The sequence below is a fragment of the Peptoniphilus sp. genome, assembly GCF_050943655.1.
Lineage (GTDB): Bacteria > Bacillota > Clostridia > Tissierellales > Peptoniphilaceae > Peptoniphilus_A.
This window is the reverse complement of record NZ_JBMNPQ010000004.1, coordinates 26,180-50,075: the sequence shown is the minus strand read 5'-3', so window position 1 is coordinate 50,075 and position 23,896 is coordinate 26,180. Positions and strand designations below refer to the sequence as shown.

Below are 23,896 nucleotides of genomic sequence, written 5' to 3'. Positions count from 1 at the left end.
AGATAGAGAAGATTCTGTTGGATCAAAGGGCGACTCTATTTTATAATAGTAAGAATCATCATCTGCCCCAAGTAGATTTCCGTAGTATTTAATAGGCGTAAGAGTTGCCGAGAAAAATATTGAAGCAACTGGAACTTTTAAAATACTTCTAAATATAGAAGAAATGTCAAGACACATTATCTTTACCTTGTCCTCTTCGCGAATAGAGACAAAGTCCTCGTTATAATATTCGTAAATCTTAATATATTTAAAGAGCGTAAAATAAACATCAAGAGCATCGTCATAATTGTCCACATCTTTATCTTCTGTCAAAAATTTATTCATAGAAAAAATTATCTTTTCTACCTGATAATTTAATTTTTCAAATGCTTCATAAGTATAGTGGGTGTTTTTATTTAACTTTTCAAACTCTTCTATTGCAATTTTAATGTGTTTGTGGACATTTTTTCTCTTTTTGGGCACAATTTCTTCTATAATATATAGGTCGTTTATGGAAAATTCTGCAGAGTACATATCGCGGCCGCGTTCCAATAAATTGTGCGCCTCATCAACTAGAACTGCAAACTTTGTAAGTGCATTTTCAAAAAATCTCTTTAAATAAACTGTGGGATCGAAGACATAGTTGTAGTCACAAGTTATAAAGTCCGAAAAGTCCAATAGGTCTAATTGATATTCAAAGGGACAGACCATGTGTAGTTTTGCAAATTTTTCTATGTTTTCCCTATCGAACTTGTCACATGAATCGAATATGTCTATTATTGCATCATTAACTCTGTCAAAGTGTCCCTTGGCGTAGGGACAGTCCTTTGGGTTGCACTTTACTTCGTCATTTATGCAAATTTTATCCTTTGCCGTAACTATGGCAGTCTTTAGTTTGAGATTTTTGTTTTGAAGTTTATCTAAAGCATCCCTTGCTGCGTTTTTTCCCGTTGAGCGAGCAACTAAATAAAACGCCTTGTCAATTTTTCTCTCACCAATGGCTTTAATCGTTGGAAAAATTGTAGACATTGACTTTCCAATTCCCGTCGGTGCCTCGACAAAAAGTTTTTGCCCATCGGAAATGGTGTTATATACAGAAACAGCAAGCTCTCTCTGTCCCTTTCTATAATTTTTAAAGGGAAACTTCATGAGCTTTATGGAGTCATTTCTTATCTTTTCCCATTCCACAATTCTCTTTGAAAATTCCAAATATTCCATTAATGTGGACATGAAGAAATCCCTGAGTTCTCCGAAGCTAAATTTTTTTACAATCTTTTTAACTTCCTCCGTCTCAAGTTGAAAGTAAGTAAGCATTATATTTATGGTATCAAGTTCGTGCTCCTTTGCATAAATATAGCCGTAGCATTTAGCCTGAGACCAGTGCATTATATTTTCTTCTTTCTCAAGCTCATCCAAGTCTCGAGTTGTAGATTTAATTTCGTCTATTGTAACTTCTTCTGACTCGTCAATTCCATCGGCCCTTCCCTCGACTATGAATGTGATTTCGTCAATATTTTCTTTTGTCCTTAAAAATACTTCGGCTCTATAATTATCAGAATACTCTTTTTGGATTTTTTGGTGTGCACGAATCCCTGCAACAGCTCTTGCATTGGAATAAAACCTTCTGTCAATGTCTCCGCTTCTTTTTATAAATTCAATTAAATTCCTTACAGAAATTTTTACTTCATTCAAAATATCCCCTACTCTAAATCAAAAAAGTCGTTTTGTCTTAGCGCCTCAAACAAAATAATATTGGCAGAGTTAGAAAGGTTAAGACTTCTGCCATAATCTTTAAGCATTGGTATTCTTATTGCATGCTCGTAGTCTGAAAATATTAAGTCTTCAGGAAGACCCCTTGTCTCTGGTCCAAATACTATGAAGTCTCCATCTTTATACTCCACATCAGTGTATCTCTTTTTTGCCTTTGTTGTGGCGAGATAAAAAGTGCTGTCTGGATATTTTTCTTTTAATTCATCGTATGAATCGTAATAATTTATATCAACTAAGTGCCAGTAATCAAGACCAGCCCTCTTAAGATGTTTGTCATCAACTTCAAATCCAAAAGGTCGAATTAAGTGAAGTCTCGTCTTAGTTAGTCCGCAAGTTCTTGCAATTGCCCCTGTATTAAATGGTATCTCTGGTTCATAAAAAACTATATTAATCATTTGCTCTCCTCATAAATCGTGATATTATAATAAATATATTAATCTTTATGGAGGTAAAATGCAATGGAGTCAAAAAATGAGGGCTTAGAAATTTTAAAGACTGTAGTTATAGCTGTAATAGTCGCCCTACTAATAAGAACTTTCATCTTTAACATCGCCCGAGTAAATCAAACATCAATGTATCCAACTTTAAACAACAAGGACACTTTAATCGCAAGTTCCTTTTATAAATTTCAGGACAACAAAAAGAGAGGCGACATAATAATCTTTAAACTTCCAGAAGAAAAAAGACTTCTAATAAAGAGAATTATAGCTCTTCCAAATGAAAATGTAGAAATAAAAGATGGAAAAATTTACATAAACGGAAAACTATATGAAGAAGACTATCTAAGATACGACACCTACACATTATCAGATATAACTACCTTCGAACTAAAAGACGATGAGTACTTCGTGCTAGGTGATAATAGAACTCCAGGAGGTTCCGTTGACTCAAGAATTTTTGGGCCAATTAAAGAAGACTACATAAAATCAAAGGCAGTCTTTCGAATATTTCCAATAAGTAATTTTGGATTCCTTTATAAGTAATTATATAAAAATCTTGCTTGAGCTTCATTTTAATTTCAAATAGAGCTAGTAATTCTGAAAAAAAGTACTTCATAGTTATTTTAAGTAATATAAAAGGGTATTTAATTATTGCAGCTTATTAACAATTTTAATTAAAATTTAGAAAAGAGGCAATTATGGAAAGACAAGAATGTATTAATATTTTAGCTGATGTTATTAAAATTAATTCAGAAAACGGGAATGAAAAAGAAGTTGCGCTTTATTATCAAAATTTACTTAAAAAGCACAATATAAAATCTGAGCTCATTGAATATGACGATAAAAGAGCGAGCCTTGTGGCGGAAATTTCTAACGGCTGTGGAAGAAATCTTGCTATTTCTGGACACATGGATGTAGTAAGTGCTGGAGACGAAAATGAGTGGACATATCCTCCCTTTGATGCGCACATAGACGAAGATGAAGTAATGTGGGGTAGAGGCGCTTCTGATATGAAACCAGGTCTAAGTGCGCTAGTAATAGCATTTATTGAACTAAACGAAAGTAAAAACTTTAAAGGCAAATTGAGGCTTATGGCAACTGTTGGTGAAGAAGTTGGCCAATTGGGCGCAAAACAACTTACAGATCTTGGGTACTTAAAAGACATTGATGCAGTTTTAATTGCAGAACCATGTAATGTTGGCGTGACATACGCACACAAGGGTTCACTAAACTATAAAGTTATTTCAAAAGGAATACAAGCCCATTCATCTATGCCAGAGCTTGGACAAAATGCAGTTGAACATTTGTCAGAAGCTATGCACGAAATAACAAAAAATATTTCAAAAGAAGCTTCAAAATATAAAAATGACGTATTAGGGCAGACTTTTAACAATATAACTGTCATAAATGGTGGAAAACAAGTAAATTCCATACCAGAACTTGCAGAGTTTGAGGCCAATGCTCGAACAATTCCAGAGTTTGACAACGAAAAATTAATAAGTTTAGTTAAAGAGACAATTGATAAACTAAATAAAAAAGATGGATATGATTTAAAATTAGAAGTAACATCTGATCTTAGTCCCGTTGAAACAAATGCCAATTCAGAACTTATAAAAACTATATCTTTAGTTGCAAGTAGACACGAGAATCTGCTTCCAAGACATTTATTTAAACAGATGAATGACGTTCTTGGTCCTAAATTTGATTATCTATTTAAAGATATGGAAGATAATTTCGACCTTGACAGCATAAGCCCAATAGTAATATCTGGAACGACAGATGCTGCACAGTTTATGAATGGAAATAAAAATCTTGACATTGCCGTTTATGGACCGGGAATGCCAATGTTAAATCACAAGGTAGATGAAAGAATTCCACTTGCACAATATATTGATTTTATAGAAGCATATGTTGAAATATTTGAAGAATATTTAAAATAAGAATTAAAAAAAGATTTCTATAGATTAAATTCTTAGAAATCTCTTTTAGATAAAATTAAATATAATAGTAAAACTCCAAGCATCTCACCGAGCTTATATATCGGTAAGACTTCTTGGAGTTTTTAAATCTAAAAACAATCTACTTCTTATTTTTATTTTTTAACAATATGAATGGGCCAAACAAGTAAGAAAAGAATAACACTGACTTTGATTCCAAGAAAATACTTGATTTTTTATCCGCTGTCTTCTCACTTATAATCCTACTTGAAAATGGATAGAGTACATAACAAATCAAAATATAAATTGTAAGTATTATAATCCATCCACGAAAGGCGCTCTTGTGAAAATACTCACTCATCAAAAGAAAATAAGCTACGGGATAAATTAATCCCACTACATAATAAATTAATGTCTCAAAAAAATTATTTTTCATAAATCTTCCTCGTTTTCCAATATCTCAATTGCACATTTTACTCCGTCAAGAGCAGATGAAATAATTCCACCAGAATATCCCGCTCCCTCTCCAATTGGATAAAGATTTCTATATTTTATAGTTTTATAATCTTTTCTATTTATGCGAATAGGACTTGATGTTCTCGTCTCAACTCCCGTTAACACTGCATCTTCATCGGCAAATCCGTGGAGCCTTTTGTCCATGTATTTGAGTGCATTTTTGATTGCAGTATTAATTGAAGTTGGATAAATTTCATTTAAATCCGCGAATACATAGCCTGGCTCAAAAGTTGGTTTAACTTTTCCAAGTTCTTCTGTAACTTCTCCCCTCAAAAAATCGCCAACTCTTTGAACGGGAGCAAGTCCCTCTCCTCCACCAAGTTCATAGGCTCTTTCTTCAATAAATTCTTGGAAATACATTCCGTCGAGGTTTCCCTTTCCAAAAATATTTTCATCTACTGTTGCAACTACAGCAGAATTTGAATTTACGCCATCGCGGGCGTGATAGCTCATGCCATTTACGCAGAGTTTTTTATCCCTCGAGCTTGAATTTACAACATAACCTCCTGGGCACATACAAAATGTGTAGACTGAGTGAGGATCCTTTTTGTCTGTGTAATTTAACTGATAAGTTGCAGCTGGAAGTTTATCTGAAATCAAGCCATACTGTGCCTTTTCAATGTCCTCTCTCAAGTGCTCTATCCTAAAACCAACGGCAAAGGGCTTTTTACTTACAAGCTCATGTGAGTCGAGCATCACAAAAGTATCTCTTGCAGAGTTTCCTATTGCCAAAATATATTTTTCTGCAACATACTCACCTTTATCAGTTATAAGTGCACTGACTTTGTCACCCTGTATCTTTAAGTCAACGAACTTTTCTTCAAATTTATAAACTGCCCCGAGGCTTTCCAATTCTTGTCTCATTTTAACTATTATTTCTCTAAGTACATCTGTGCCGATATGAGGCTTTTGTTCATAAAGTATTTCTCTATCTGCGCCGTGATCGACAAGAATATCAAAGATAAAAGATGCCCTCGTGTCCTTTGAACGTGAAGTTAGTTTTCCATCAGAAAAAGTTCCAGCTCCACCTTCGCCAAATTGTATGTTGGAATTTTCTAAAATTTTGCCAGTTTTTTGGATCTTATCAATATCCTTCATTCTATCGGCTACTTTTTTGCCTCGTTCAATAAAGGTAACCTTAACTCCGTTCTTTGCAAGAGCATATCCTGCAAAAAGTCCAGCAGGGCCTGTTCCTACAATTATTGCGTCCTTTACATTGTTTTTGTTTTCTAAATTTATTTTTTCTTCGTTAAAGATGGCAATGTCATTTTTTAATTTCTTAAAATTTCTTTTGGGAACATCGACATCGACTAAAACTTGATATACGTAAAAAATTCCCCTGCGCGCGTCAATTGATTTTTTGTAAATTTTATATTCAAATTCATCTTTTTCTATTAATTTTGCAATTTTATTTTTAAGTTCACCTTCATCTGCATCGTAAGGTATTTTTATGTTTCGTAAAATTATCATTTCATTCACCAAATTTATTATAACATTAATTGATTTAGTTTTTATTTTAAAATAAAAAGCCCAAAGTTCAAACTAAAACTTTAGGCTCAAATACTATTTCTTTCTAATTTTAGCAATAATTGCTGCAACTACAAGTCCAACTAAAGTTGGCACCACCCATCCAAGGCCGAATTGTTGAAGCGGAAGATTTTCCAAAAAGTTTTCTAAACTTCCAACAAGTCCCTTGTCTGATAATACATACAGTAATCCGAAAATCAATGACACAACTGCTGGAATTTGGAAGACTAAATTGTCTTCAACTTTTTTAGAGAATAGTCCAACAATTACAATTGTCATTGCACAAGGATAAAGCGTCTCAAGAATTGGTGCAGAAATTGCAATAATTTGTGAAACTCCAAGCATTGATATTAAAGCAGAAACAACTGATGCAATAATTACAAAAGTGCCGTAGGAATTTTCTTTTTTAGTTAAGTCTGCAAAAAAGTTTCCAGTTGCAGATATAAGTCCAATCGCCGTTGTAAGACAAGCTAGGGCAGTTATGATTGCTAAGATGTAAACTCCAACTCCACCCATAACTCTATTTGTAATATCTACAAGAAGTTCAGTTGTATCTACATTCACATCGTAAATTCCAAGTCCAGAAACTTGTGCGCCGATATAAACGAGACCTCCGTAGATTAGTGCCAAGCATAGAGCAGCTATTACTCCAGAAATTATTGTCGCTTTTATCTCTAGCTTTTTGGAAGAATAATTCATCTCTTTTACAGCATTTATTACAACTAGAGAAAACATGCACCCTGCAATGGCATCCATAGTTTGGTAACCGTCCTTTATACCTTTTTCAAGAACATTGTCAATCATTGTAGTATTTGCGATTTCGCCGATTGGATTTAAAATTCCATTAATAATTAAAATTGCTATACAAATAAGTAGAGCTGGAGTCAAAAACTTTCCAACTATATCTACAACTTTTGACGGCTTTATAGTAAGTATTGTAACGACTACAAAGAATAGTGCCGAGAAAAGATATCTGTTTACACTCTCTCCGAAAATTGGCAAAATTGCGATCTCATAAGTTGTTGCGGCAGTTCTTGGTGTTGCCAAAAAAGGTCCAATACACAAAATAATTGCAGTAGAAATAATGACAGCAAACACCTTGTTAACTCTTGATGCCAAAACATTTAAACTACCATCGTACTTCGAAAGAGCAATAATTGCCAAAAGACCTAGCCCAGCATCTGCGACTGCAAATCCAATAAAAGCAGTGCTCCATTTATAACCAGAAATTAGTCCAAGAAAAGGTGGAAAAATTAAATTTCCCGCTCCAAAGAACATTGCAAATAGCGCAAATCCTATGACAAATAGATCTTTCTTTTTGATTTCGGTATTCATACTAACCCTCCTAAAAAATATATTTCACCTATTTTACCACAAAATTTACTACTTTTGTCTAAATTTTTGTATTTTTTTAAGAACTTTTTGTACTTTCTTGCTATAAGAATTTCTATTTGTTAATATTTACTTATATTTTAAAAATTAGGTGATACTATGAATTACGAAGAATCATTAGACTACTTAGACACAAGACCTGCTCCCATGGGAGATTTTACAACAGACAATATAAAGGCACTTTTAAATAGATTAAATAATCCACAGAACTGCGGCCAAACTATTCACATCACGGGAACTAATGGCAAGGGATCAGTTGCAAGTTTTTTAACTAACGCACTTCTAGAAAATAATCTTAGCGTTGGCAAATTTACATCGCCCTACTTAATCGACATTCGCGAGTCAGTTCAAGTTGATGGAGAATTTATCTCTAAAGATGATTTTGTAAAAAATTTAGAAATTATAAAAAAAGAAATCGATGTTCTAGATAGCGAAAATATAATCGTCAGCTCTTTTGAAATCTTAACGACAATTGCCTATCTATATTTTAAAGAAAAAAATGTGGACTTTAATGTAATTGAAGTTGGCATGGGCGGAAGAGTCGATGCGACAAACACAGAAGATGAAAATATTTCTGTATTCTGCGCAATCTCACTTGATCACACTGGAATTTTGGGCAAGAATTTAAAAGAAATCGCCTACCAAAAGGGTGGTTTAATTAGAAAAGAAAGCATTGCCTTCTCCTATCCGCAAGACGTTGAAGCAAAAAATGAACTTTTAAGAATATGCGAAGAAGAAAATTCAGAATTTAGAGATTTTCGATTTGACGAAGTTGAAATCGTAGAAGCAAACGACACCGACACAGTCTTTAATTTTAGAAATTTTAAAAATGTTAAGACAAATCTAATTGGAGAGTATCAAGCTTACAATGCATCTGTTGCACTTATGGTTTTGGAATATTTAAAGAAAGATTATAATCTAGACAATGAAAAAATAAAACTTGGAATTGAAAAATCAAGAAACATCGGAAGACTTGAACTTTTATCTAAATCTCCAAAAGTTTTAATCGACGGATCACACAACGATGCGTCAATCCACGTCCTCACAGAAAATATTTCAAAATTTAATTACGACAAATTAATTTTGGGTTTTTCTGTCCTTATCGACAAAAATCACGAAAAGATTTTGTCACAAGTTGAAAAGCTCGCCGACAAAATAGTTCTTACAGAAATTGATAACGACAGACACACCCCTCTTAATGATTTAAAAGAAGAATTTGAAAAAATAACAGACAAAGAAATCTATGCAATAGAGGATAGAAAGAAAGCAGCGGAAAAGACACTTGAACTTGCAGGAGAAAATGACTTAGTTCTATGGTGCGGCTCACTATATCTTATTAAGGATATGAGAAAAATACTTCTTGAAATTTTAAATAATTAAAATAAAACTCTGAGGTTATGCCCCAGAGTTTTTTGTCAATTTTGGAAACGGTTCTCAGACTTCTTACTATTTCATCTTTATTAAAACATATTTATTATATGAATCTTTCTTCAATTAGATTATGCCATTAATATATTTTAAATAATTACTTCATAAATCATCAGCCTTCTCTTGTGATCGTTTTTTTTTAATGTTATACTTATGCTGAGGTGATTAATTATATGAAACCTTTTAAAAAGTTTTTATTATTTTTGCTGCCATTTTATCCCATTGTTATAGAAAAAATTCTTATGATTCCTGTTGGTAACGTCAGATGGTCTTATTTTATTTTAGTTCCATGCTTTTTGGTAGCTTATATTGTCTTTGTCGTTTTATATTTTAAGTATAATTAACCAAATTAATCTTAAAAAATCGATAAAATAAATTCTATATTTACATAAAATATTATTAAAAGTATAAAAATCCAAACTGAAGATAATTTCTACAAAATCTTCAAATTTGGATTTTATTTTTTATTATTTTACAAATATTTTGTAATCGCCATATCCTTTTTCATCCATCTCTTCATATGGAATAAATTCAAGCGCTGCACCATTTATGCAGTATCTAAGTCCGCCCATTTCAACTGGTCCATCGTTAAACACATGGCCGAGGTGCGAATTAGAACTAATTGATCTTACTTCAGTTCTATCCATTCCAAGGGAGTAGTCCTTCTTTTCATCCAAATAATTTGAAACTATTGGTCTTGAAAATGACGGCCAGCCGCAACCAGCATCGAATTTATCGCTTGATGCAAATAGTGGTTTCTTTGAAAGCTTATCTACATAAATTCCCTTTCTGTACTCGTCGTTAAGTTCACTTGAAAATGGCCTTTCTGTGCCTGAATTTGCCATTACAGAAAAGGAGACTTCATCTAGCACATCTTTTTTATTTTGTTCATCTAAAAATTCTCTGTCATCGTCAATTATTGGATCATCTGCCATGGCTAGATTTACATGGCAATATCCTCCCGGATTTTTGTCCAAGTAATCTTGGTGATAGTCCTCTGCTTTTACAAAGTTTTTTAATTCAGAAATCTCCACTGCAACTTTTCCAATTTTTTTCTCTTCATATTCTATAAACTCTCTTACAGTTTTTTCTGACTCTTCGTCGCCCTTTTCCCAATATATTCCAGTTCTATATTGTCTGCCAAAATCTGCTCCCTGTCTATTTATAGACTTTGGATCTATTGTCCTAAAATAGTGAAGGAGAATTTCGGTAAGAGAAATCTTTGAAAAGTCGTAATAAATTTTTACAGTCTCTGCGTGGTCAGTCTCTGAGACAATCTCATAATTAGTGTCACCATCGTCGCCATTTGCATAGCCAACTACGGTCTTTAAAACTCCCTTTAATTTTTTAAAATAGCCTTCAGTTCCCCAAAAACAACCGCCAGCTAAATATATAATCTTAATATTTGTATTCATATCATCACCTTGTAACAATATACCCTAAACGTTCATAAAAAAACTGTGAGGCATTATGACCATCTCTCTGCCATCATCAGGCATCTTTATATCTCCAAGAAGACTCGCATAAGTTATGGCGTCATTTCCATATCTCTTTCTAATAGAATAGATTGCACTCTCAAGCTTTAAACTTTTTTCATGTGCATATATATCTTTAAAAAAATCTGTCTGCACAGAATAATTATCTGGAACAAGATTTATTGCCCTTATATAAATTGCCCGCATTCTGTTTTCAAGTTCTCCCTCTTCTCTTAAAACTTTCATTGCAAGATTTGTAATTTCTATAGAAGAATTTGTGGGATAATCAAGGAGCCTGTCGTAACCAAAGCTAAGTATGTCATGATTTCTATAGCCAATATGAATTCCCCTTGCCAAAAATTTATTTTCAATTAGCCTCTTTGAAATATCTTGAGACAGTTTTTGAATGACTGCTCTTACTTCGCACTCATTTAATAAATCTTCGCTGCAAGTTATACTCCTCCCAATAGTCTTTATTGGAATTTGTGCATAATAGTCTAAAACATTTGAATCATCATATCCATTTGCCCAATTCTTTAATTTTACTCCATTTATTCCAAGCAGATTTTTAAGCACCTTAGTCTCAGTCTTTGCCAGATCCCCTAGGGTGTAGACATTTATTTTATTTAGTTTTCTCTTCGTTCTACTCCCAATCATTATCATCTCATCGACTTCAAGGGACCAGACAATCTCTCTAAAGTTATCTCTTGAGATTTCAAAAATTTCATCATGCCCTGCCTCATCGCTTGCAAGTTTCGCAAAAACTTTGTTAAAAGATCTGCCAACAGATACTGTTACCTTTAATTCTTCCCTTACTCTATTTTTGATTTTCTCTCCAATCTCATGCCCGTCTCCAAATAATTTTCTAGAACCTGTTACATCCAAAAAACATTCATCCATTCCAAAGGGTTCAACTTGATTTGTGTAAGAATAATAAATTCTGTGGGCCCTCTTACTTATGTCAATATATTTATCATAATGAGGTGGCAAAATCACAAGGTCTGGACATTTCTTTTTTGCCTGCCATATTGGCTCTCCCGTCTTTACTCCATATTTTTTAGCAAGGGGCGTCTTTGCCAAAATTATTCCATGCCTATTTTCTTCATCACCGCCAACGGCCACAGCTTTTTTCATCTCCTCTGGCCTATCCCTAAGCTCCACCGAAACATAAAAAGAATTCATGTCCACGTGAAGAATATCTCTTTCTAAATAATTATTATAAAAATAAACCATTTAAAATCATCCTAAAGATTATTTTAAACACGTGTTTAATTTAATTCTACAAACTTTTGTTCTGATTGTCAATGAATTTAGAAATTAATGTTTAATCTTAGACATTTGTTCTTTTTTGCTCCGGTTTCCTTGCAAATTAAGTAAAATTTAAAATGAAGTCCTCTATTCACAAATCTTTCAATACTAATAAAACTTTTAGCATCACAGAGCTTCGTATAACATTTCCAATATAAGCCAAAATCACAAAAACTATATCAAGAGTTTAATATTAAAAAAATAATCCGAAGCATATGCCTCGAATTACTTTTAACGTATTTTTAATTTTTTTCAAAATACTCTTTAAACACATAGCCGTGATTAAGTGGTCCTCTTCCCTTTCCTAAGTCGAGTCCATCTTCTAAAGCTCCTGTGACATAGTCCTTTGCTTTTACTATTGCTCCTTCAAGATCCATTCCCTTTGCCATGTTCGCAGCAATTGCAGAAGAAAGTGTGCAACCTGTGCCATGTGCATTTGGATTATCAACTCTCTTGCCCTTTATCCACTTAATGCTTCCGTCATAAATTAAGTCGTTGGCATCTTTAGTCCTGTGACCACCTTTTAATAAAATTGCCACCTTTGTCCTATCATAAATTATTTTTGCAGCCTCTTCCATATCCTTCTCATCATTAATTTTCATGTCGGCAAGAATTTCTGCCTCTCCAATATTTGGGGTTATTACATCGGCAAGTGGAATTAACTTAGTTATTAAAGTCTCAATTGCATCATCAGAAATTAATTTGCTTCCTGCTGTTGCAACCATCACTGGATCGAGCACTATATTTTTTGGCCTGTATTCTTTTAGTTTTTCTGCAATTTTTAAAATCAAATCTTTATTCGATACCATTCCAATTTTAACTGCATCTGGAAAAATATCTGTAAAAACTGCGTCGAGCTCTTCACCTAAAAACTCAGGAGTCATGTCGCATATTGCCGTTACTCCCATTGTGTTTTGACTGACGACAGAAGTAATTGCGCTCATTCCAAAAACTCCATTTGCCAAAAATGTTTTTAAATCTGCCTGAACTCCAGCTCCACCAGTTGGATCAGTTCCAGCTATTGTAAGTGCCGTCTTCATATAAATTCACCTCTATATTCTCTTAAATTTTTTAAAAATAAATCTGACTCTTCTTTTAATTTATCTACATCTTTTTTACTTGTCTCATCGTATACTCCAATTGTTTTAATTGAAAGTTTATTTGCATTTTTAATTGAGTAGAGACCATCTTCAAATAAAATTGCATCATTGCCCAAAGTTTTAAAATCATCTAAAATAGTTCCTAAAAACTTCGTGCTAGATTTTGGAATTTCTAAAACATCGGGCGAATAAATTTTTTTAAAGTAATTTCTTACGCCGAGCCTTTTAAAAGCCTCCTCAACTAAATATTTATCAGTTGATGTTGCAATGATCATTTCTATATTTTTATTTTTGAAAAATTCTAATACATCTATTGCTCCATCTTTTAAAAGAACTTCGTTAAAATAATAATCTTCCAAGTCCTTAAGTATTTCTTTTTTTATAGTCACAGCACTTTTATCTATCGGATAATTTTTTGCAACATATTCTGAACCCTCTTGAAAGCTCATTGAAAACATCTTGTCTGCCAAGTTCTTTTCTGGAGTAATATTGTTCTTTAAAAGATATCTTTCTGAAATGTTGTTGCAATATCCCATGGAATCTAAAATTACTCCGTCCACATCAAAAATTACTAACATTTAAACCTCTTCTCTACTCTAAATAAATCTTACTTTAGTTTTATGATATATTGAAAAATAGCCAATGTCAATTTTCTCTTGAAAACATTTTTTTGCTATATCAACTAAAACTTTAGTATTTGAATTAAACATTGACAGTTGTTCACATTTGTAGTAGTATCGTAATTGAAATAACTTTGTGTAAAATTGTTTCCCAATACAGGAAAACCATTTTATAGTCAAAGTTTAAAAATTTTTATAGGAGGACTTTATGAAACTTAAAACAAAAAAATTGTTAGTTGCAGGACTTGTTTCCACAATGCTTCTAGCAATGGCTCAACCTGCTTTTGCCTGCACAGGTGTTATAGTAGGTAAAGACTTAACAACTGATGGCTCTTTCATTTACGGAAGAACTGAAGACTACGAAAGAAACAGAACTATGAGACTTGTTACTCACCCACGTGGAGAAATCAAAAAGGGCGACAAACTTGTAGACGTAAACAATGGATTTGAATACATACACCAAGAAGATTCTTTAAAATTCTTCTCAACTCCAGACTCTTCTAAAAAACCTAAAGATATGGAACAAGGTGTTTATGACGCAGCTGGTTACAACGAAGCCGGAGTAGGAATCTTCTGTACAGTTTCTGCTGACTGCAACGACGAAATCGCAAAAGTTGACCCTTATGTTCCAACAGGAGTTAACGAAGCAAGTATGACTACTTTCATATTAGCTCACGCTCGCAGTGCAAGAGGTGCCGTAGAACTTTTAGCAAGCACAATCGATAAACAAGGCGCATCTATGGGAGATGTTGTTGTATTTGGAGATCAAGACGAAGTTTGGTATATGGAAATTTATTCTGGACACCAATATGTTGCTATCAAATACCCTGCTGACAAATTCTCAGTATTCCCTAACGCTTTCTGGCTTGGTGGAGTTGACTTAAACGATAAAGAAAATGTAATTGCATCTAAAGATGTAGTTAAAGTTGCAAAAGACGCAAAAACTTATGTTGAAACTAAAGATGGACTAATTGACTTAGCAGCATCTTACAACCCTAAAGAACTTCGCGACACAAACCGTTCAAGAGTTTGGTCTGGAATTCACGATTTAGATCCTAATTCAACTATTCCTTACGATGCTGACAGATTCCCACTACTAAACGACCTATCTGAAGGCAGCGAAAAAATCGACATCAAAGACGCTCTAAACCTATTTAGAAATAGATTTGAAGGAACTGACTACGTTCCATCTGACAACAAAGCAGAAAGAAACGCAAACCCAGACAAATATAAGAGACCTATTGGAAGTATAAACACAATGCAAGCTCACATCTTCCAAACTAAAGAAGGATATCCAAAAGAAGCTCCTGGAATCATGTGGATGACTCTTGGAAGCCCACTTAATATTCCTTGGATTCCAATTTTTGCTGACATAAACGACAGCTCAGCTGAATTTAAAAATGACGCTCCAACATATGATGCAAATTCATATTACTGGGTAGCTTCATCTGTTAATGATTTAGTTTCTGGAGACAGAGAAGATTTAGGAGATTCTACTCGTGCAAAAGTTGTAGAATTTGAAGAAGGCTTAATGGCAAAACTTCCTGAAATCGAAAAAGAATGGCTTGAACTTTACGCACAAGATAAAGATAAAGCAGCAGAATTTTCAACTAAGAAAACATTAGAAATGGAAAAAGCTGCATTTGAATTTGAACAAGGTCTTCAAAAAGATCTATCTAAAGTTTCTAAAGCTGACCTAATCGATCACTGGGCAAGAAAACCTATAATCGAAACTATTAACAAAGGTTACATGGTAGGAACTGACGACTTAAAATTCTCTCCAAATAAAACAATCACTCGCGGTGAATTTGTAACAATTCTTGGAAGAATTTCTGAAGTTGACAAAGCTAAATATTCTGAAGTAAAAGACGAAAATATTGAAAGTGGAAAATACTACACTGAATACATGAACTGGGCAGTTGAAAATAAACTTCTTCCTGAAAGTGCAAAAGCTATCGCTGGCGAAGACTTAACTAGAGAAGAAATGGCTTACATCTTGACACAATGTCTAAAATTAAAAGATAACACAGAAGTAAAGAAAGCTGAGTTAACTTTTAAAGACGCAGACAAAGTTTCTGATTGGGCAAAAGATTCTGTTGCTTATCTAACAGAAAAAGAATTTGTTAAAGGAACACCTGATAATAAATTTGAACCAAAGAACAACTTAACTCGTGCAGAAGTAGCTCAAATTATTCACAATATTTCCAAATAATAAATAAACTAAAAGACCTAAGGCTCACAATGCTTTAGGTCTTTTTACTTTGCCCTCTTTTAATTTATAAAATTTTTACAACTTAAAGATTGAGCTTTAACAAACAAATGTTAGATTATTTGTGGAAAAGATTGGATGTAAATTTATACATTAAAGGAGTTAAGATTAGATTGAATAAACTAGTCATAATCGGCAACGGATTTGATCTTGCACATGGTCTGGACACAAAATATTCTGATTTTTTTGAAAAGTTAATAGTTCCAAAATATAGAGACCATTTCGACAAAATATGCAAATTTTTGCCCAAAAAAGAAATGTTTCATTCGCTTGAGACGGCTCTGGCAAAATTTAACGACGAAAAGTTTTATGAAGAAAGAGAGCTTGAAGTTTTACAAAATGATTTATCTGAAATGGAAGTTGTAAAAAATAATTTTGACAAAGAACTCGAAAGTTCTCTATCCTTTGCAGAACACATGCCCATATATTTAAGAGAATGGATTCGCGAAATAAATACAGAGGTGGACGCAGTTCTTCCTAAAGAAAGCTTTGATAAAAATTCAGTTTATCTAAGCTTTAACTATACAGATACTCTCGAAAAGTGCTACGACATATCGCCTAAGCAGATCCTTTATATCCACGGCAAAGCAAAACGAAGCGATGACTTGATACTAGGTCACCACGAAATAGAAAAAATTACAAAAAACTCCCTACCTGCAGTCGATAACAAAAGTAAAGAAATTATTCCCTACAATAAATACAAAAACTCTACAATAAGCACTGCACAAAATATAATCAATTCATATTACGAAAAAACATATAAGGACAGCTTGACAATAATAAAAAATAACGAAAAGTTTTTTACATCTCTATCAGATATAAAAGAAGTTAGCATATACGGCCACTCACTTTCAAAAACTGACTACGACTACTTCTATGAAATAAAGAATAGCGTATCAGCAAATTGCAATTGGAATATTTCCTTTCACGACAAAAAAGATTTGAGCCGCGCAGAAGATTTCATTATAGATTTAGACCTTCCTTCTTATAACCTTTTTAAATTTTAAAAGACCTAAATTCTAAAAAATAGAACTTAGATCTTATTTTAACCAAAAAACATTATAAATAATGCAACACAAAGTGAGAGTGCAGCAATTAAAATTGAGTTTAGTCCAAAGATATTTGAAAAATAATATCCAAATCCCGCCCCAATTCCAAAAATTAAAATCACTGCATAATATTTTTTTGAAGCAGAAAGATATTTATCATCATTTGTTATGTGATACTTCGCCAAATTTTCTGTGGCACTTCTAAGGTTTCCTATGCACATTGTAGTGGCAAAATTAAGCCCATAAATCTTTTTAAAAGAATAGACCTGCATTGCGCATACAAAGGAAAGAATCGCATTGGCAATATTGTTGTGACTGCTTGGAACAAAAGAAACCACTATCATAAATATAATTTCAAAAATTAAAATTATCTGGCGCCATTTCAATTTATTTAACTTGTGATAATCTTCATATCTCGATGCTATGTAAACGCCAAGCACAAAGGCAAAAAGTGGCACCAAGTATTTAATCATTTCGCTCAAGTTAAAGTCCACTATATTCTTAAATAAGAGCACAATATTTCCCGTTTGCGCATTTGCAAAAACATTGCCCCTCATGTGATATGAATAGGCATCTTGAAATCCTCCCGCAAGAGTTAAAAACAAAACAACAGGAAAAGTCTCGTGCAAGTTTTCGTATTTTTCTAATTTCAAATTTCTTCACCCAATATATAATAATACTTAAAAATCAAATTTTCAAATTGAGTAAGTCGCACTTTGTTTTAAAAAAATTTTTAAGCTTACAATAATCTTTACTATTTACAACAAATTTTAAACCGAAAATATTTTAATATCACTTCTATTTATCTAAAAATTTCTTTGCCCTCTCATTTAACTTTTTAATTTCGTCTGTTTCTAAATCTAGTTCTATATTGTGAGGCTTTGATTTACCATTTTCATCAACATTTACATATGAAATAAAACCTTCGACGCGCATCTCTTCTTCTACTTCAAATTTTACATAAACTATAAAGCTTGTGCGACCTGCGTATACAACTAAAGACGTGCATTGAATTATATCTCCAAGTTCAATTGGCTTATAAAAGCTCATTTGATTAATATTTACCATTACAATATTTTTTGCTGGAATATAAAAAGAAGTTGCCATGAGTCCCGTCTCAACAAACCACTCTGCTGCACGTCCTGCAAATAAAGTCTTGTGATGATTTAAATCTTCACCTTTAACAAAGCGGTAGGTTTCAAATTTTTCTTTCTTCATAAAATCCCCCTAATTAGGTCTAATCAATTGATAGATACCCTGAGGCTAAAGTTTAAGACTTACTAATATAAAAATTCCCTCTCTACTTTTACGTAAAGAGGGTTTTTTATAAAAATTTTATTATTTTTAGTAAAATTTAAACTGAGTTCAAGGTTTTATTTTGTGCCAATGTCTTTTCTATAATATGCTCCGTCGAAGTGAATTTTTGCTGCGTTCTCATATGCTTTTTCGCGAGCTTCTTGTAGGTCATCTCCCATTGCTGTAATTGATAAAACTCTTCCGCCATTTGTCAAAAGATCTCCGTCACGAAGCTTAGTTCCATTGTGGAAAATTATTAAATCTTTATCTGTGTCGTCAAGTCCTGTTATAACTTTTCCCTTTTCGTATGATCCAGGATATCCTCCAGAACACATTATTACAGTAAGACAATAGTCATCCTTCCACTTGATGTCTTCTGCTTTTAAATCTCCATCAACTGTTTTATTTAAAAGTAAAAATAAATCGCAGTCTAGTCTTGGCATGAGCACTTCAGTTTCTGGATCACCAAAGCGAACGTTAAATTCTAAAACTTTTGGCTCATCATCTTCAATCATAAATCCGATGAAAAGAATTCCTGAATAATTTAGTCCTTCTTTATCAAGACCTTCTTCAATTTTGTCACAAACCTCTCTTAAGCTTTTTACAAGTTTATCTGTCGCTTTAACTGGAGAGTATGTTCCAACTCCGCCAGTATTTGGTCCCTTGTCGCCGTCAAAAATTTGTTTGTGGTCCTTTGCCCTCTCAAGCGGATAAAGTTTGTTGTTTGAAACTAGGCAAAGAAGAGATGCCTCTTCACCTGTCAAAAATTCTTCGATTACAACTTTGTCGCCCTCTTGTCCAAATACTCTTTCATTAAATATTTGATTAAGAGCTTCCACTGCCTCGTCTCTATTTTGGCTAATTATTACGCCCTTTCCAAGGCAAAGTCCATCAGCTTTTACAACTAATGGATAGCTAAACTCATCTAAGCTATCTACAGCTTTTTCATAATCAGTAAAGCTCAAATATCTTGCTGTAGGAATGTTGTATTTTTCCAAGAAAATTTTTGTGAACTCTTTAGACTTTTCAAACTGTGCACATTCTTTGTTCGGTCCAAAAATTTTAAGTCCCTTGTCTCTAAATACGTCGACTATTCCACCACATAGTGGATCTTCTGGTCCAACTACAGTAAAGTCTATTTCTTCTTTTAAAGCAAATTCTACTAAGCCTTCTATATCTGATGGGTCAATGTCTACATTTTCACAAAAAGAACTAGTTCCGCCATTTCCCTTTGCAACATAAATTTTATCCACAGACGGACTCTCATTTAATTTCCAAGCAAGTGCATGCTCTCTTCCGCCATTTCCAATTACAAGTACTTTCAAATTATCCTCCTAGTGTCTAAAATGCCTTATATTTGTGAAAACAACACACATATTATTTTCATTAGCATATTCAATAACTTCTTTATCTTTTACAGAACCGCCAGGTTGTACAATCACTTCAATACCTGCTTTGTGTAAAAGTTCTATTGTATCTCTAAAGAAAAATCCATCAGATGCAAATGCTGCTCCCTTTGCCTTTTCTCCAGCTCTTTCAATTGCCTCTTCCACTGCCCAAGATCTCTTTGTTTCGCCTTGTCCAATGGCAAGAGTGCCGCCGTCTTTTGCAATTACAACTGAGTTAGATGCTGATGATTTAACTGCAGTAAATGCAAATTTAAGTTCTTCAAGTTCTTCTTCAGTTGGTTTTCTGTCTGTCACAAAATCAAGAGCATTTTCATTCCAAATTACATCGTCATCTTCTTGAATTATTATTCCGTTAAGAACTTGTTTGTATCTCATAGGGCGATCATATAAATCGTCGAAGTCTTTAATTTCTATTAATCTTATATTTTTCTTCTTTGTTAATATTTCAAAAGCCTCTTGTGAAAATCCAGGAGCAACTACAATTTCCAAAAATATTTCTGAAAGCATCTTTGCAGTCTCAACATCAACTTCTCTATTAAGTGCGATTATTCCGCCAAAAATAGATTCGTCGTCGCATTCATAGGCCTTTTTAAAAGCTTCTTTTAATGTCTTAGCTGTACCTATTCCGCAAGGATTAGTGTGCTTTACAGCAATTGCAGCTGGATCTGTAAAGTTTATCACTGCATTGATTGCGCCATACATGTCATTTAAGTTGTTAAAAGATATTTGCTTTCCGTGCAACTTTTCATACTTTACATAATTTTTTATGTCGCTATCTTCATAGAAAGCTGCTCTTTGGTGAGGATTTTCGCCATATCTTAATTCTTCTACTAGCTTATAACTTTTATTTAGGTATTCAGGAAACGCAACTTCAGCGATTTCGTTAAAGTAATTTGAAATGAGTGAATCATAATTAGCAGTGTATGAGAATGCTTTTCTAGCTAAGTACTGTCTAAAATCTATACTTTCCATTTCAAGATTTTCTAAAACTTTATCATAATCACGCGGATCAGTAACTATATATACATCCTTATAATTTTTTGCCGCAGCTCTAATCATAGATGGACCGCCGATGTCTATGTTTTCAATCATAGTGTTGTGATCTGAATTTTTCTTAAGTTCTTCTTCAAAAGGATAAAGATTATTTACTACCATGTCTATTGGAGTAATTTCTTGCTCCTTTAAAGTTTTTATGTGGTTTTCGTCGTCTCTTCTTGCAAGAATTCCGCCATGGATTTTTGGATTTAGAGTCTTTACTCTTCCGTCCAAAATTTCTGGGAAGTTTGTCACTTCATCTACAGAAATTACATCTATGCCATTTTCTTTTAACAATCTATATGTGCCACCAGTTGAAATAATTTCCCAATTTTTATTTGCAAGTTTTTTTGCAAATTCTACAATTCCTGTTTTGTCAAAAACTGAAATTAAAGCTCTCATTTTATTCTCCAATCATAACTTTTCCATTAACAACTTTTAATTTATCGTCACAAAAATATTTTACAGACTGAACAAGTATATCATGCTCGATTTCTAAGACTCTCTTTTGAAGCTCTTCTGCATCGCTATCTAAAACTTCAAGAGCTTTTTGCATTATTATTGGCCCTTCGTCTGCAAATTCATTTACAAAATGTGTCGTTGCGCCAGAATACTTTACACCCTTATTAATAACAGCTTCGTGGACTCTCATTCCGTAAAATCCATCTCCACAAAATGCTGGAATTAGCGAAGGATGAATGTTTATTATTTTATTTTCAAATTCTCTAATTATAGATTTTGGCAGAATTTTTAAATATCCTGCCAAAACTATTAAATCTATATTATTTTCTTTTAAAGTCTTTAATAAAACTTCGTTGTCTCTTATTACAAAGGTATCAATGTTGTTGTTTTTTGCGCGCACTAATCCATAGGCATCTTTTTTGTTTGAAATGACTATTTTAATCTTTCCATTAAAGTCTTTTTCATTATCTATAAGTGCTTGTAGATTAGTTCCGCCTCCAGAAATTAAAACGGCAATATTTTTAGATTGTAAGCTCAATTTTTTCGTCTCCAGATTTAACATGTCCAAGTTCATATAATTTTAGATCAGTTTTTTCGAAAAACTTCTCTACTTTTTCTTTATCTTCAGGACTTACTACAAAAACAAATCCAACTCCCATGTTAAAAGTACCATACATGTCTTCGTCTTTTAAGCTTGCCCATTCTTTTAGAAGCTTAAAAATCGCTGGTGTATCTACAACTGTAGCATCAACTTCAGCACAAAGACCATCAGGAATCATTCTAGGAATATTTTCATAGAATCCACCGCCAGTGATATGGCTCATGCCCTTTATGTCAACTTCTTTTAAAAGTTCAAGGATTTCTTTTACATAAATTCTTGTAGGTTTTAGTAGTTCTTCGCCAAGAGTCACATCTAGTCCATCGTACTTCTTATTTAGGTCAAGTTTTGCCACATCAAATACAATTTTTCTAACAAGTGAATAACCATTTGAGTGGATTCCATTAGAAGATAGTCCGTAAATAATATCTCCTTTAGAAATAGTAGAGCCATCTATTATTTTGTCCTTGTCGACAACTCCAACACAAAAACCTGCAAGGTCGTATTGTTCTTCTTGGTAAACTCCAGGCATCTCTGCAGTTTCTCCACCAATTAGTGAAGCACAGCTTTGAATACATCCTTCTGCAACACCTTCAACAATTTTTGCCATCTTCTCTGGCACAAGTTTTCCTGTTGCAATGTAGTCTAAGAAGAAAAGTGGCTTTGCACCTTGACACAAAATGTCATTGGCACACATTGCAACGCAGTCGATACCAATTGTGTCGTGTTTATCTAGCATGTGAGCTAGTATAACTTTTGTTCCAACGCCATCTGTTCCACTTACAAGGACTGGATTTTTTACATCTTCTAAACCTAAATCAAATAGGCCAGAAAATCCGCCAAGTGATGAAAGAACATTTTTAGACTGAGTCTTCTTAACTATATCTTTAATTAAATCTACTTCTCTTTGACCAGCATCAACATCTACGCCAGCATCTTTATAATTTATTGCCATTTACAACTCCTTATGGATTAACCTTCGTATTTATATTCTGTATTTTTAATTTTTTCTTCCATTTCTTTTCTGAAGTCATTAAGTTTTTCTTTTAGACTATCATCAGAAATTGCCATCATTTCTACAGCTAAAATCGCCGCATTTTCTGCTCCATTAATTGCAACAGTTGCAACTGGAACTCCACTTGGCATTTGAACAGTAGAAAGTAGAGCATCTAGTCCATCAAGAGTTGAACTTTTAACAGGTATTCCAATTACAGGTCTTGTAGTTAGAGCAGCAATAACTCCGCCTAGGTGAGCTGCCTTTCCAGCTATGGAAATAAATACTGCAGTTTCTTTTTCTGCTTCTTTAACATAATCCATTAGTTCTTGATGAGCTCTGTGAGCTGAAATAACTTTAGCATCATAGGAAATGCCAAAATCCATTAATTTTTTTACTACTTTATCTGCAACTTCTCTATCAGAGATAGATCCCATAATAATTGAAACTCTCATTTTATCCTCCAATTAAATTCCAAGGTATTTTGAAACTTCAAGTGGTTCAACGTATTTTCCGTCTTTATAAGCTCTCATGTTTCCACCACTTACTTCGTCGATTAAAACAATTTCATCTGAACCTTCAAGTTTACCATATTCTAACTTAATATCGTAAAGTTCTAGTCCATATTCTGCTAAGATATCTTTAATAATTTGTGAGATTTTTTTGTTAAGTTCTACAATTTTGTCATACTCTTCAGCAGTTAAAATGTTTAATGCAACAAGACCTTCTTTTGTGATAAGTGGGTCATCATGTTCATCATCTTTTAGAGTAATTTCTGTATAAAGAGGAAGTTCTTGACCTTCTTTAGCATATAGGCCATATCTTCTCATAAATGATCCAACAGCTTTAAATCTTGTGATAACTTCTAGACCTTTTCCAAATGGAACAGCTTTTTCAACTTCCATAAGGTTTTCGTCTAAGTCTGCTGAAACATAGTGAGTTTTAATTCCCTTATCCATTATTTTTTCAAAGAAAAATTTTGAAACCTTCAAGCATTCATGTCCTGCACCTTCAATGCTGCCAGCAACTTCGTTTCCGCCAGTATCAAATACTCCATCAGTTCCAGTCATGTCGTCTTTAAACTTTAAATAAGTTTTTCCATTTTCTTGAAGTACGTTCTTAGTTTTTCCTTTGTAAATTATTTCCATATTTTCCCCCTAAATATTCCAAAAAATAAGCCCAGAGAGGCAGGTGTGCGAAACCTACCCCTCTGGGCTTTTGTCCCTTAGGTGTAATACTTAAAAAGTATCCGCGCCGCTTGGTCCTTTGCAAAAGCATGGATCCCTAGGCAC

The 23,896-nt window shown here is 33.4% G+C and carries 22 protein-coding genes; 5 read left to right on the top strand and 17 right to left on the bottom strand.

The annotated features are described in order from the left end of the window. Together ACOX6R_RS01295 and ACOX6R_RS01290 are read right to left on the bottom strand one after the other, a co-directional pair. Nucleotides 1–1,671: ATP-dependent DNA helicase (locus tag ACOX6R_RS01295; RefSeq protein ID WP_433446431.1), on the bottom strand; the 1,671-nt coding region annotated here is incomplete at its 3' end. Between the two features lie 8 nt (nucleotides 1,672–1,679). Then, nucleotides 1,680–2,144, bottom strand: a complete 465-nt coding sequence (locus tag ACOX6R_RS01290; protein WP_433446429.1) for a tRNA (cytidine(34)-2'-O)-methyltransferase — start codon at nucleotides 2,142–2,144, stop codon at nucleotides 1,680–1,682. Nucleotides 2,145–2,207: 63 nt separating this feature from the next. Here ACOX6R_RS01290 and lepB point away from each other — a divergent pair, with 63 nt between their 5' ends. Then, a complete protein-coding gene (gene lepB, locus ACOX6R_RS01285) occupies nucleotides 2,208–2,732 on the top strand; it encodes a signal peptidase I (protein WP_433446427.1) in 525 nt (174 codons plus the stop codon). Between the two features lie 155 nt (nucleotides 2,733–2,887). After that, nucleotides 2,888–4,129 (top strand): ArgE/DapE family deacylase, encoded by a 1,242-nt coding sequence (locus tag ACOX6R_RS01280; RefSeq protein ID WP_433446425.1) that lies wholly within the window; start codon nucleotides 2,888–2,890, stop codon nucleotides 4,127–4,129. A gap of 139 nt (nucleotides 4,130–4,268) precedes the next feature. Here ACOX6R_RS01280 and ACOX6R_RS01275 read toward each other — a convergent pair whose 3' ends face one another. The 3 genes from ACOX6R_RS01275 to brnQ form a co-directional block, all read right to left on the bottom strand. Further along, entirely contained in the window at nucleotides 4,269–4,562 is a 294-nt protein-coding gene (locus tag ACOX6R_RS01275; RefSeq protein ID WP_433446423.1) for a hypothetical protein, read from the bottom strand. Next, complete coding sequence (locus ACOX6R_RS01270) at nucleotides 4,559–6,112, bottom strand: NAD(P)/FAD-dependent oxidoreductase (RefSeq protein WP_433446421.1); 1,554 nt, start codon at nucleotides 6,110–6,112, stop codon at nucleotides 4,559–4,561. Before ACOX6R_RS01270 ends, ACOX6R_RS01275 begins: the two co-directional genes overlap by 4 nt. Before the next feature lie 93 nt (nucleotides 6,113–6,205). Beyond that, nucleotides 6,206–7,504 (bottom strand): branched-chain amino acid transport system II carrier protein, encoded by a 1,299-nt coding sequence (brnQ, locus tag ACOX6R_RS01265; protein WP_433446419.1) that lies wholly within the window; start codon nucleotides 7,502–7,504, stop codon nucleotides 6,206–6,208. A 156-nt stretch (nucleotides 7,505–7,660) separates the two neighbouring features. Between brnQ and ACOX6R_RS01260 the strand changes: the two genes are divergently transcribed. Beyond that, nucleotides 7,661–8,941: a bifunctional folylpolyglutamate synthase/dihydrofolate synthase gene (locus ACOX6R_RS01260; protein ID WP_433446417.1), complete on the top strand. Its 1,281-nt coding sequence runs from the start codon at nucleotides 7,661–7,663 to the stop codon at nucleotides 8,939–8,941. A 515-nt stretch (nucleotides 8,942–9,456) separates the two neighbouring features. Here ACOX6R_RS01260 and msrB read toward each other — a convergent pair. The 4 genes from msrB to ACOX6R_RS01240 all read right to left on the bottom strand — a co-directional run bounded on the left by msrB (nucleotide 9,457) and on the right by ACOX6R_RS01240 (nucleotide 13,450). Beyond that, entirely contained in the window at nucleotides 9,457–10,404 is a 948-nt protein-coding gene (msrB, locus tag ACOX6R_RS01255; RefSeq protein ID WP_433446415.1) for a peptide-methionine (R)-S-oxide reductase MsrB, read from the bottom strand. Nucleotides 10,405–10,428: 24 nt separating this feature from the next. Continuing rightward, nucleotides 10,429–11,697, bottom strand: coding sequence for a DNA polymerase Y family protein (locus tag ACOX6R_RS01250; protein WP_433446413.1), 1,269 nt, complete (start codon nucleotides 11,695–11,697; stop codon nucleotides 10,429–10,431). 317 nt (nucleotides 11,698–12,014) lie between these two features. Then, the gene (thiD, locus tag ACOX6R_RS01245; protein WP_433446411.1) at nucleotides 12,015–12,812 is read right to left on the bottom strand and encodes a bifunctional hydroxymethylpyrimidine kinase/phosphomethylpyrimidine kinase; all 798 of its coding nucleotides are present in this window, start codon (nucleotides 12,810–12,812) and stop codon (nucleotides 12,015–12,017) included. Then, nucleotides 12,809–13,450 (bottom strand): HAD family hydrolase, encoded by a 642-nt coding sequence (locus ACOX6R_RS01240; protein ID WP_433446409.1) that lies wholly within the window; start codon nucleotides 13,448–13,450, stop codon nucleotides 12,809–12,811. Before ACOX6R_RS01240 ends, thiD begins: the two co-directional genes overlap by 4 nt. Nucleotides 13,451–13,700: 250 nt before the next feature. Between ACOX6R_RS01240 and ACOX6R_RS01235 the strand changes: the two genes are divergently transcribed. Next, the gene (locus ACOX6R_RS01235) at nucleotides 13,701–15,704 is read left to right on the top strand and encodes a C69 family dipeptidase (protein WP_433446407.1); all 2,004 of its coding nucleotides are present in this window, start codon (nucleotides 13,701–13,703) and stop codon (nucleotides 15,702–15,704) included. A 170-nt stretch (nucleotides 15,705–15,874) separates the two neighbouring features. After that, nucleotides 15,875–16,768: a bacteriophage abortive infection AbiH family protein gene (locus ACOX6R_RS01230; RefSeq protein ID WP_433446405.1), complete on the top strand. Its 894-nt coding sequence runs from the start codon at nucleotides 15,875–15,877 to the stop codon at nucleotides 16,766–16,768. A 38-nt stretch (nucleotides 16,769–16,806) separates the two neighbouring features. On the opposite strand, the gene ACOX6R_RS01225 is transcribed toward ACOX6R_RS01230, so the two are convergent. From ACOX6R_RS01225 to ACOX6R_RS01190, 8 genes are all read right to left on the bottom strand, one after another. Next, a complete protein-coding gene (locus tag ACOX6R_RS01225) occupies nucleotides 16,807–17,463 on the bottom strand; it encodes a YoaK family protein (RefSeq protein WP_433446403.1) in 657 nt (218 codons plus the stop codon). Nucleotides 17,464–17,608: 145 nt separating this feature from the next. After that, entirely contained in the window at nucleotides 17,609–18,028 is a 420-nt protein-coding gene (locus ACOX6R_RS01220) for an acyl-CoA thioesterase (RefSeq protein WP_433446401.1), read from the bottom strand. Between the two features lie 155 nt (nucleotides 18,029–18,183). After that, nucleotides 18,184–19,431 carry a phosphoribosylamine--glycine ligase gene (gene purD, locus ACOX6R_RS01215; RefSeq protein WP_433446399.1) on the bottom strand — a complete coding sequence of 416 codons (1,248 nt, stop codon included), beginning with the start codon at nucleotides 19,429–19,431 and terminating at the stop codon, nucleotides 18,184–18,186. Nucleotides 19,432–19,440: 9 nt separating this feature from the next. Then, entirely contained in the window at nucleotides 19,441–20,952 is a 1,512-nt protein-coding gene (gene purH / locus ACOX6R_RS01210; protein WP_433446397.1) for a bifunctional phosphoribosylaminoimidazolecarboxamide formyltransferase/IMP cyclohydrolase, read from the bottom strand. 1 nt (nucleotide 20,953) lies between these two features. Further along, nucleotides 20,954–21,574 (bottom strand): phosphoribosylglycinamide formyltransferase, encoded by a 621-nt coding sequence (purN, locus tag ACOX6R_RS01205; protein WP_433446395.1) that lies wholly within the window; start codon nucleotides 21,572–21,574, stop codon nucleotides 20,954–20,956. After that, nucleotides 21,534–22,565, bottom strand: a complete 1,032-nt coding sequence (gene purM / locus ACOX6R_RS01200; protein ID WP_433446393.1) for a phosphoribosylformylglycinamidine cyclo-ligase — start codon at nucleotides 22,563–22,565, stop codon at nucleotides 21,534–21,536. The genes purN and purM overlap by 41 nt, the downstream gene beginning before the upstream one ends. Nucleotides 22,566–22,582: 17 nt before the next feature. Next, nucleotides 22,583–23,059, bottom strand: a complete 477-nt coding sequence (purE, locus tag ACOX6R_RS01195) for a 5-(carboxyamino)imidazole ribonucleotide mutase (RefSeq protein WP_433446391.1) — start codon at nucleotides 23,057–23,059, stop codon at nucleotides 22,583–22,585. Nucleotides 23,060–23,071: 12 nt separating this feature from the next. Further along, nucleotides 23,072–23,752 carry a phosphoribosylaminoimidazolesuccinocarboxamide synthase gene (locus tag ACOX6R_RS01190; protein WP_433446389.1) on the bottom strand — a complete coding sequence of 227 codons (681 nt, stop codon included), beginning with the start codon at nucleotides 23,750–23,752 and terminating at the stop codon, nucleotides 23,072–23,074. Nucleotides 23,753–23,896 lie beyond the last annotated feature (144 nt).

Bases quoted from the DNA above. Each gene is read 5' to 3' on its own strand.
- ACOX6R_RS01290 (WP_433446429.1), bottom strand. From the start codon at position 2,144: ATGATTAATATAGTTTTTTATGAACCAGAGATACCATTTAATACAGGG.
- ACOX6R_RS01220 (WP_433446401.1), bottom strand. From the start codon at position 18,028: ATGAAGAAAGAAAAATTTGAAACCTACCGCTTTGTTAAAGGTGAAGAT.
- ACOX6R_RS01250 (WP_433446413.1), bottom strand. From the start codon at position 11,697: ATGGTTTATTTTTATAATAATTATTTAGAAAGAGATATTCTTCACGTG.
- purN (WP_433446395.1), bottom strand. From the start codon at position 21,574: ATGTTAAATCTGGAGACGAAAAAATTGAGCTTACAATCTAAAAATATT.
- purE (WP_433446391.1), bottom strand. From the start codon at position 23,059: ATGAGAGTTTCAATTATTATGGGATCTATCTCTGATAGAGAAGTTGCA.
- ACOX6R_RS01260 (WP_433446417.1), top strand. From the start codon at position 7,661: ATGAATTACGAAGAATCATTAGACTACTTAGACACAAGACCTGCTCCC.
- lepB (WP_433446427.1), top strand. From the start codon at position 2,208: ATGGAGTCAAAAAATGAGGGCTTAGAAATTTTAAAGACTGTAGTTATA.
- purH (WP_433446397.1), bottom strand. From the start codon at position 20,952: ATGAGAGCTTTAATTTCAGTTTTTGACAAAACAGGAATTGTAGAATTT.
- ACOX6R_RS01235 (WP_433446407.1), top strand. From the start codon at position 13,701: ATGAAACTTAAAACAAAAAAATTGTTAGTTGCAGGACTTGTTTCCACA.
- ACOX6R_RS01280 (WP_433446425.1), top strand. From the start codon at position 2,888: ATGGAAAGACAAGAATGTATTAATATTTTAGCTGATGTTATTAAAATT.
- ACOX6R_RS01240 (WP_433446409.1), bottom strand. From the start codon at position 13,450: ATGTTAGTAATTTTTGATGTGGACGGAGTAATTTTAGATTCCATGGGA.
- ACOX6R_RS01270 (WP_433446421.1), bottom strand. From the start codon at position 6,112: ATGATAATTTTACGAAACATAAAAATACCTTACGATGCAGATGAAGGT.
- ACOX6R_RS01275 (WP_433446423.1), bottom strand. From the start codon at position 4,562: ATGAAAAATAATTTTTTTGAGACATTAATTTATTATGTAGTGGGATTA.
- thiD (WP_433446411.1), bottom strand. From the start codon at position 12,812: ATGAAGACGGCACTTACAATAGCTGGAACTGATCCAACTGGTGGAGCT.
- msrB (WP_433446415.1), bottom strand. From the start codon at position 10,404: ATGAATACAAATATTAAGATTATATATTTAGCTGGCGGTTGTTTTTGG.
- brnQ (WP_433446419.1), bottom strand. From the start codon at position 7,504: ATGAATACCGAAATCAAAAAGAAAGATCTATTTGTCATAGGATTTGCG.
- ACOX6R_RS01190 (WP_433446389.1), bottom strand. From the start codon at position 23,752: ATGGAAATAATTTACAAAGGAAAAACTAAGAACGTACTTCAAGAAAAT.
- purM (WP_433446393.1), bottom strand. From the start codon at position 22,565: ATGGCAATAAATTATAAAGATGCTGGCGTAGATGTTGATGCTGGTCAA.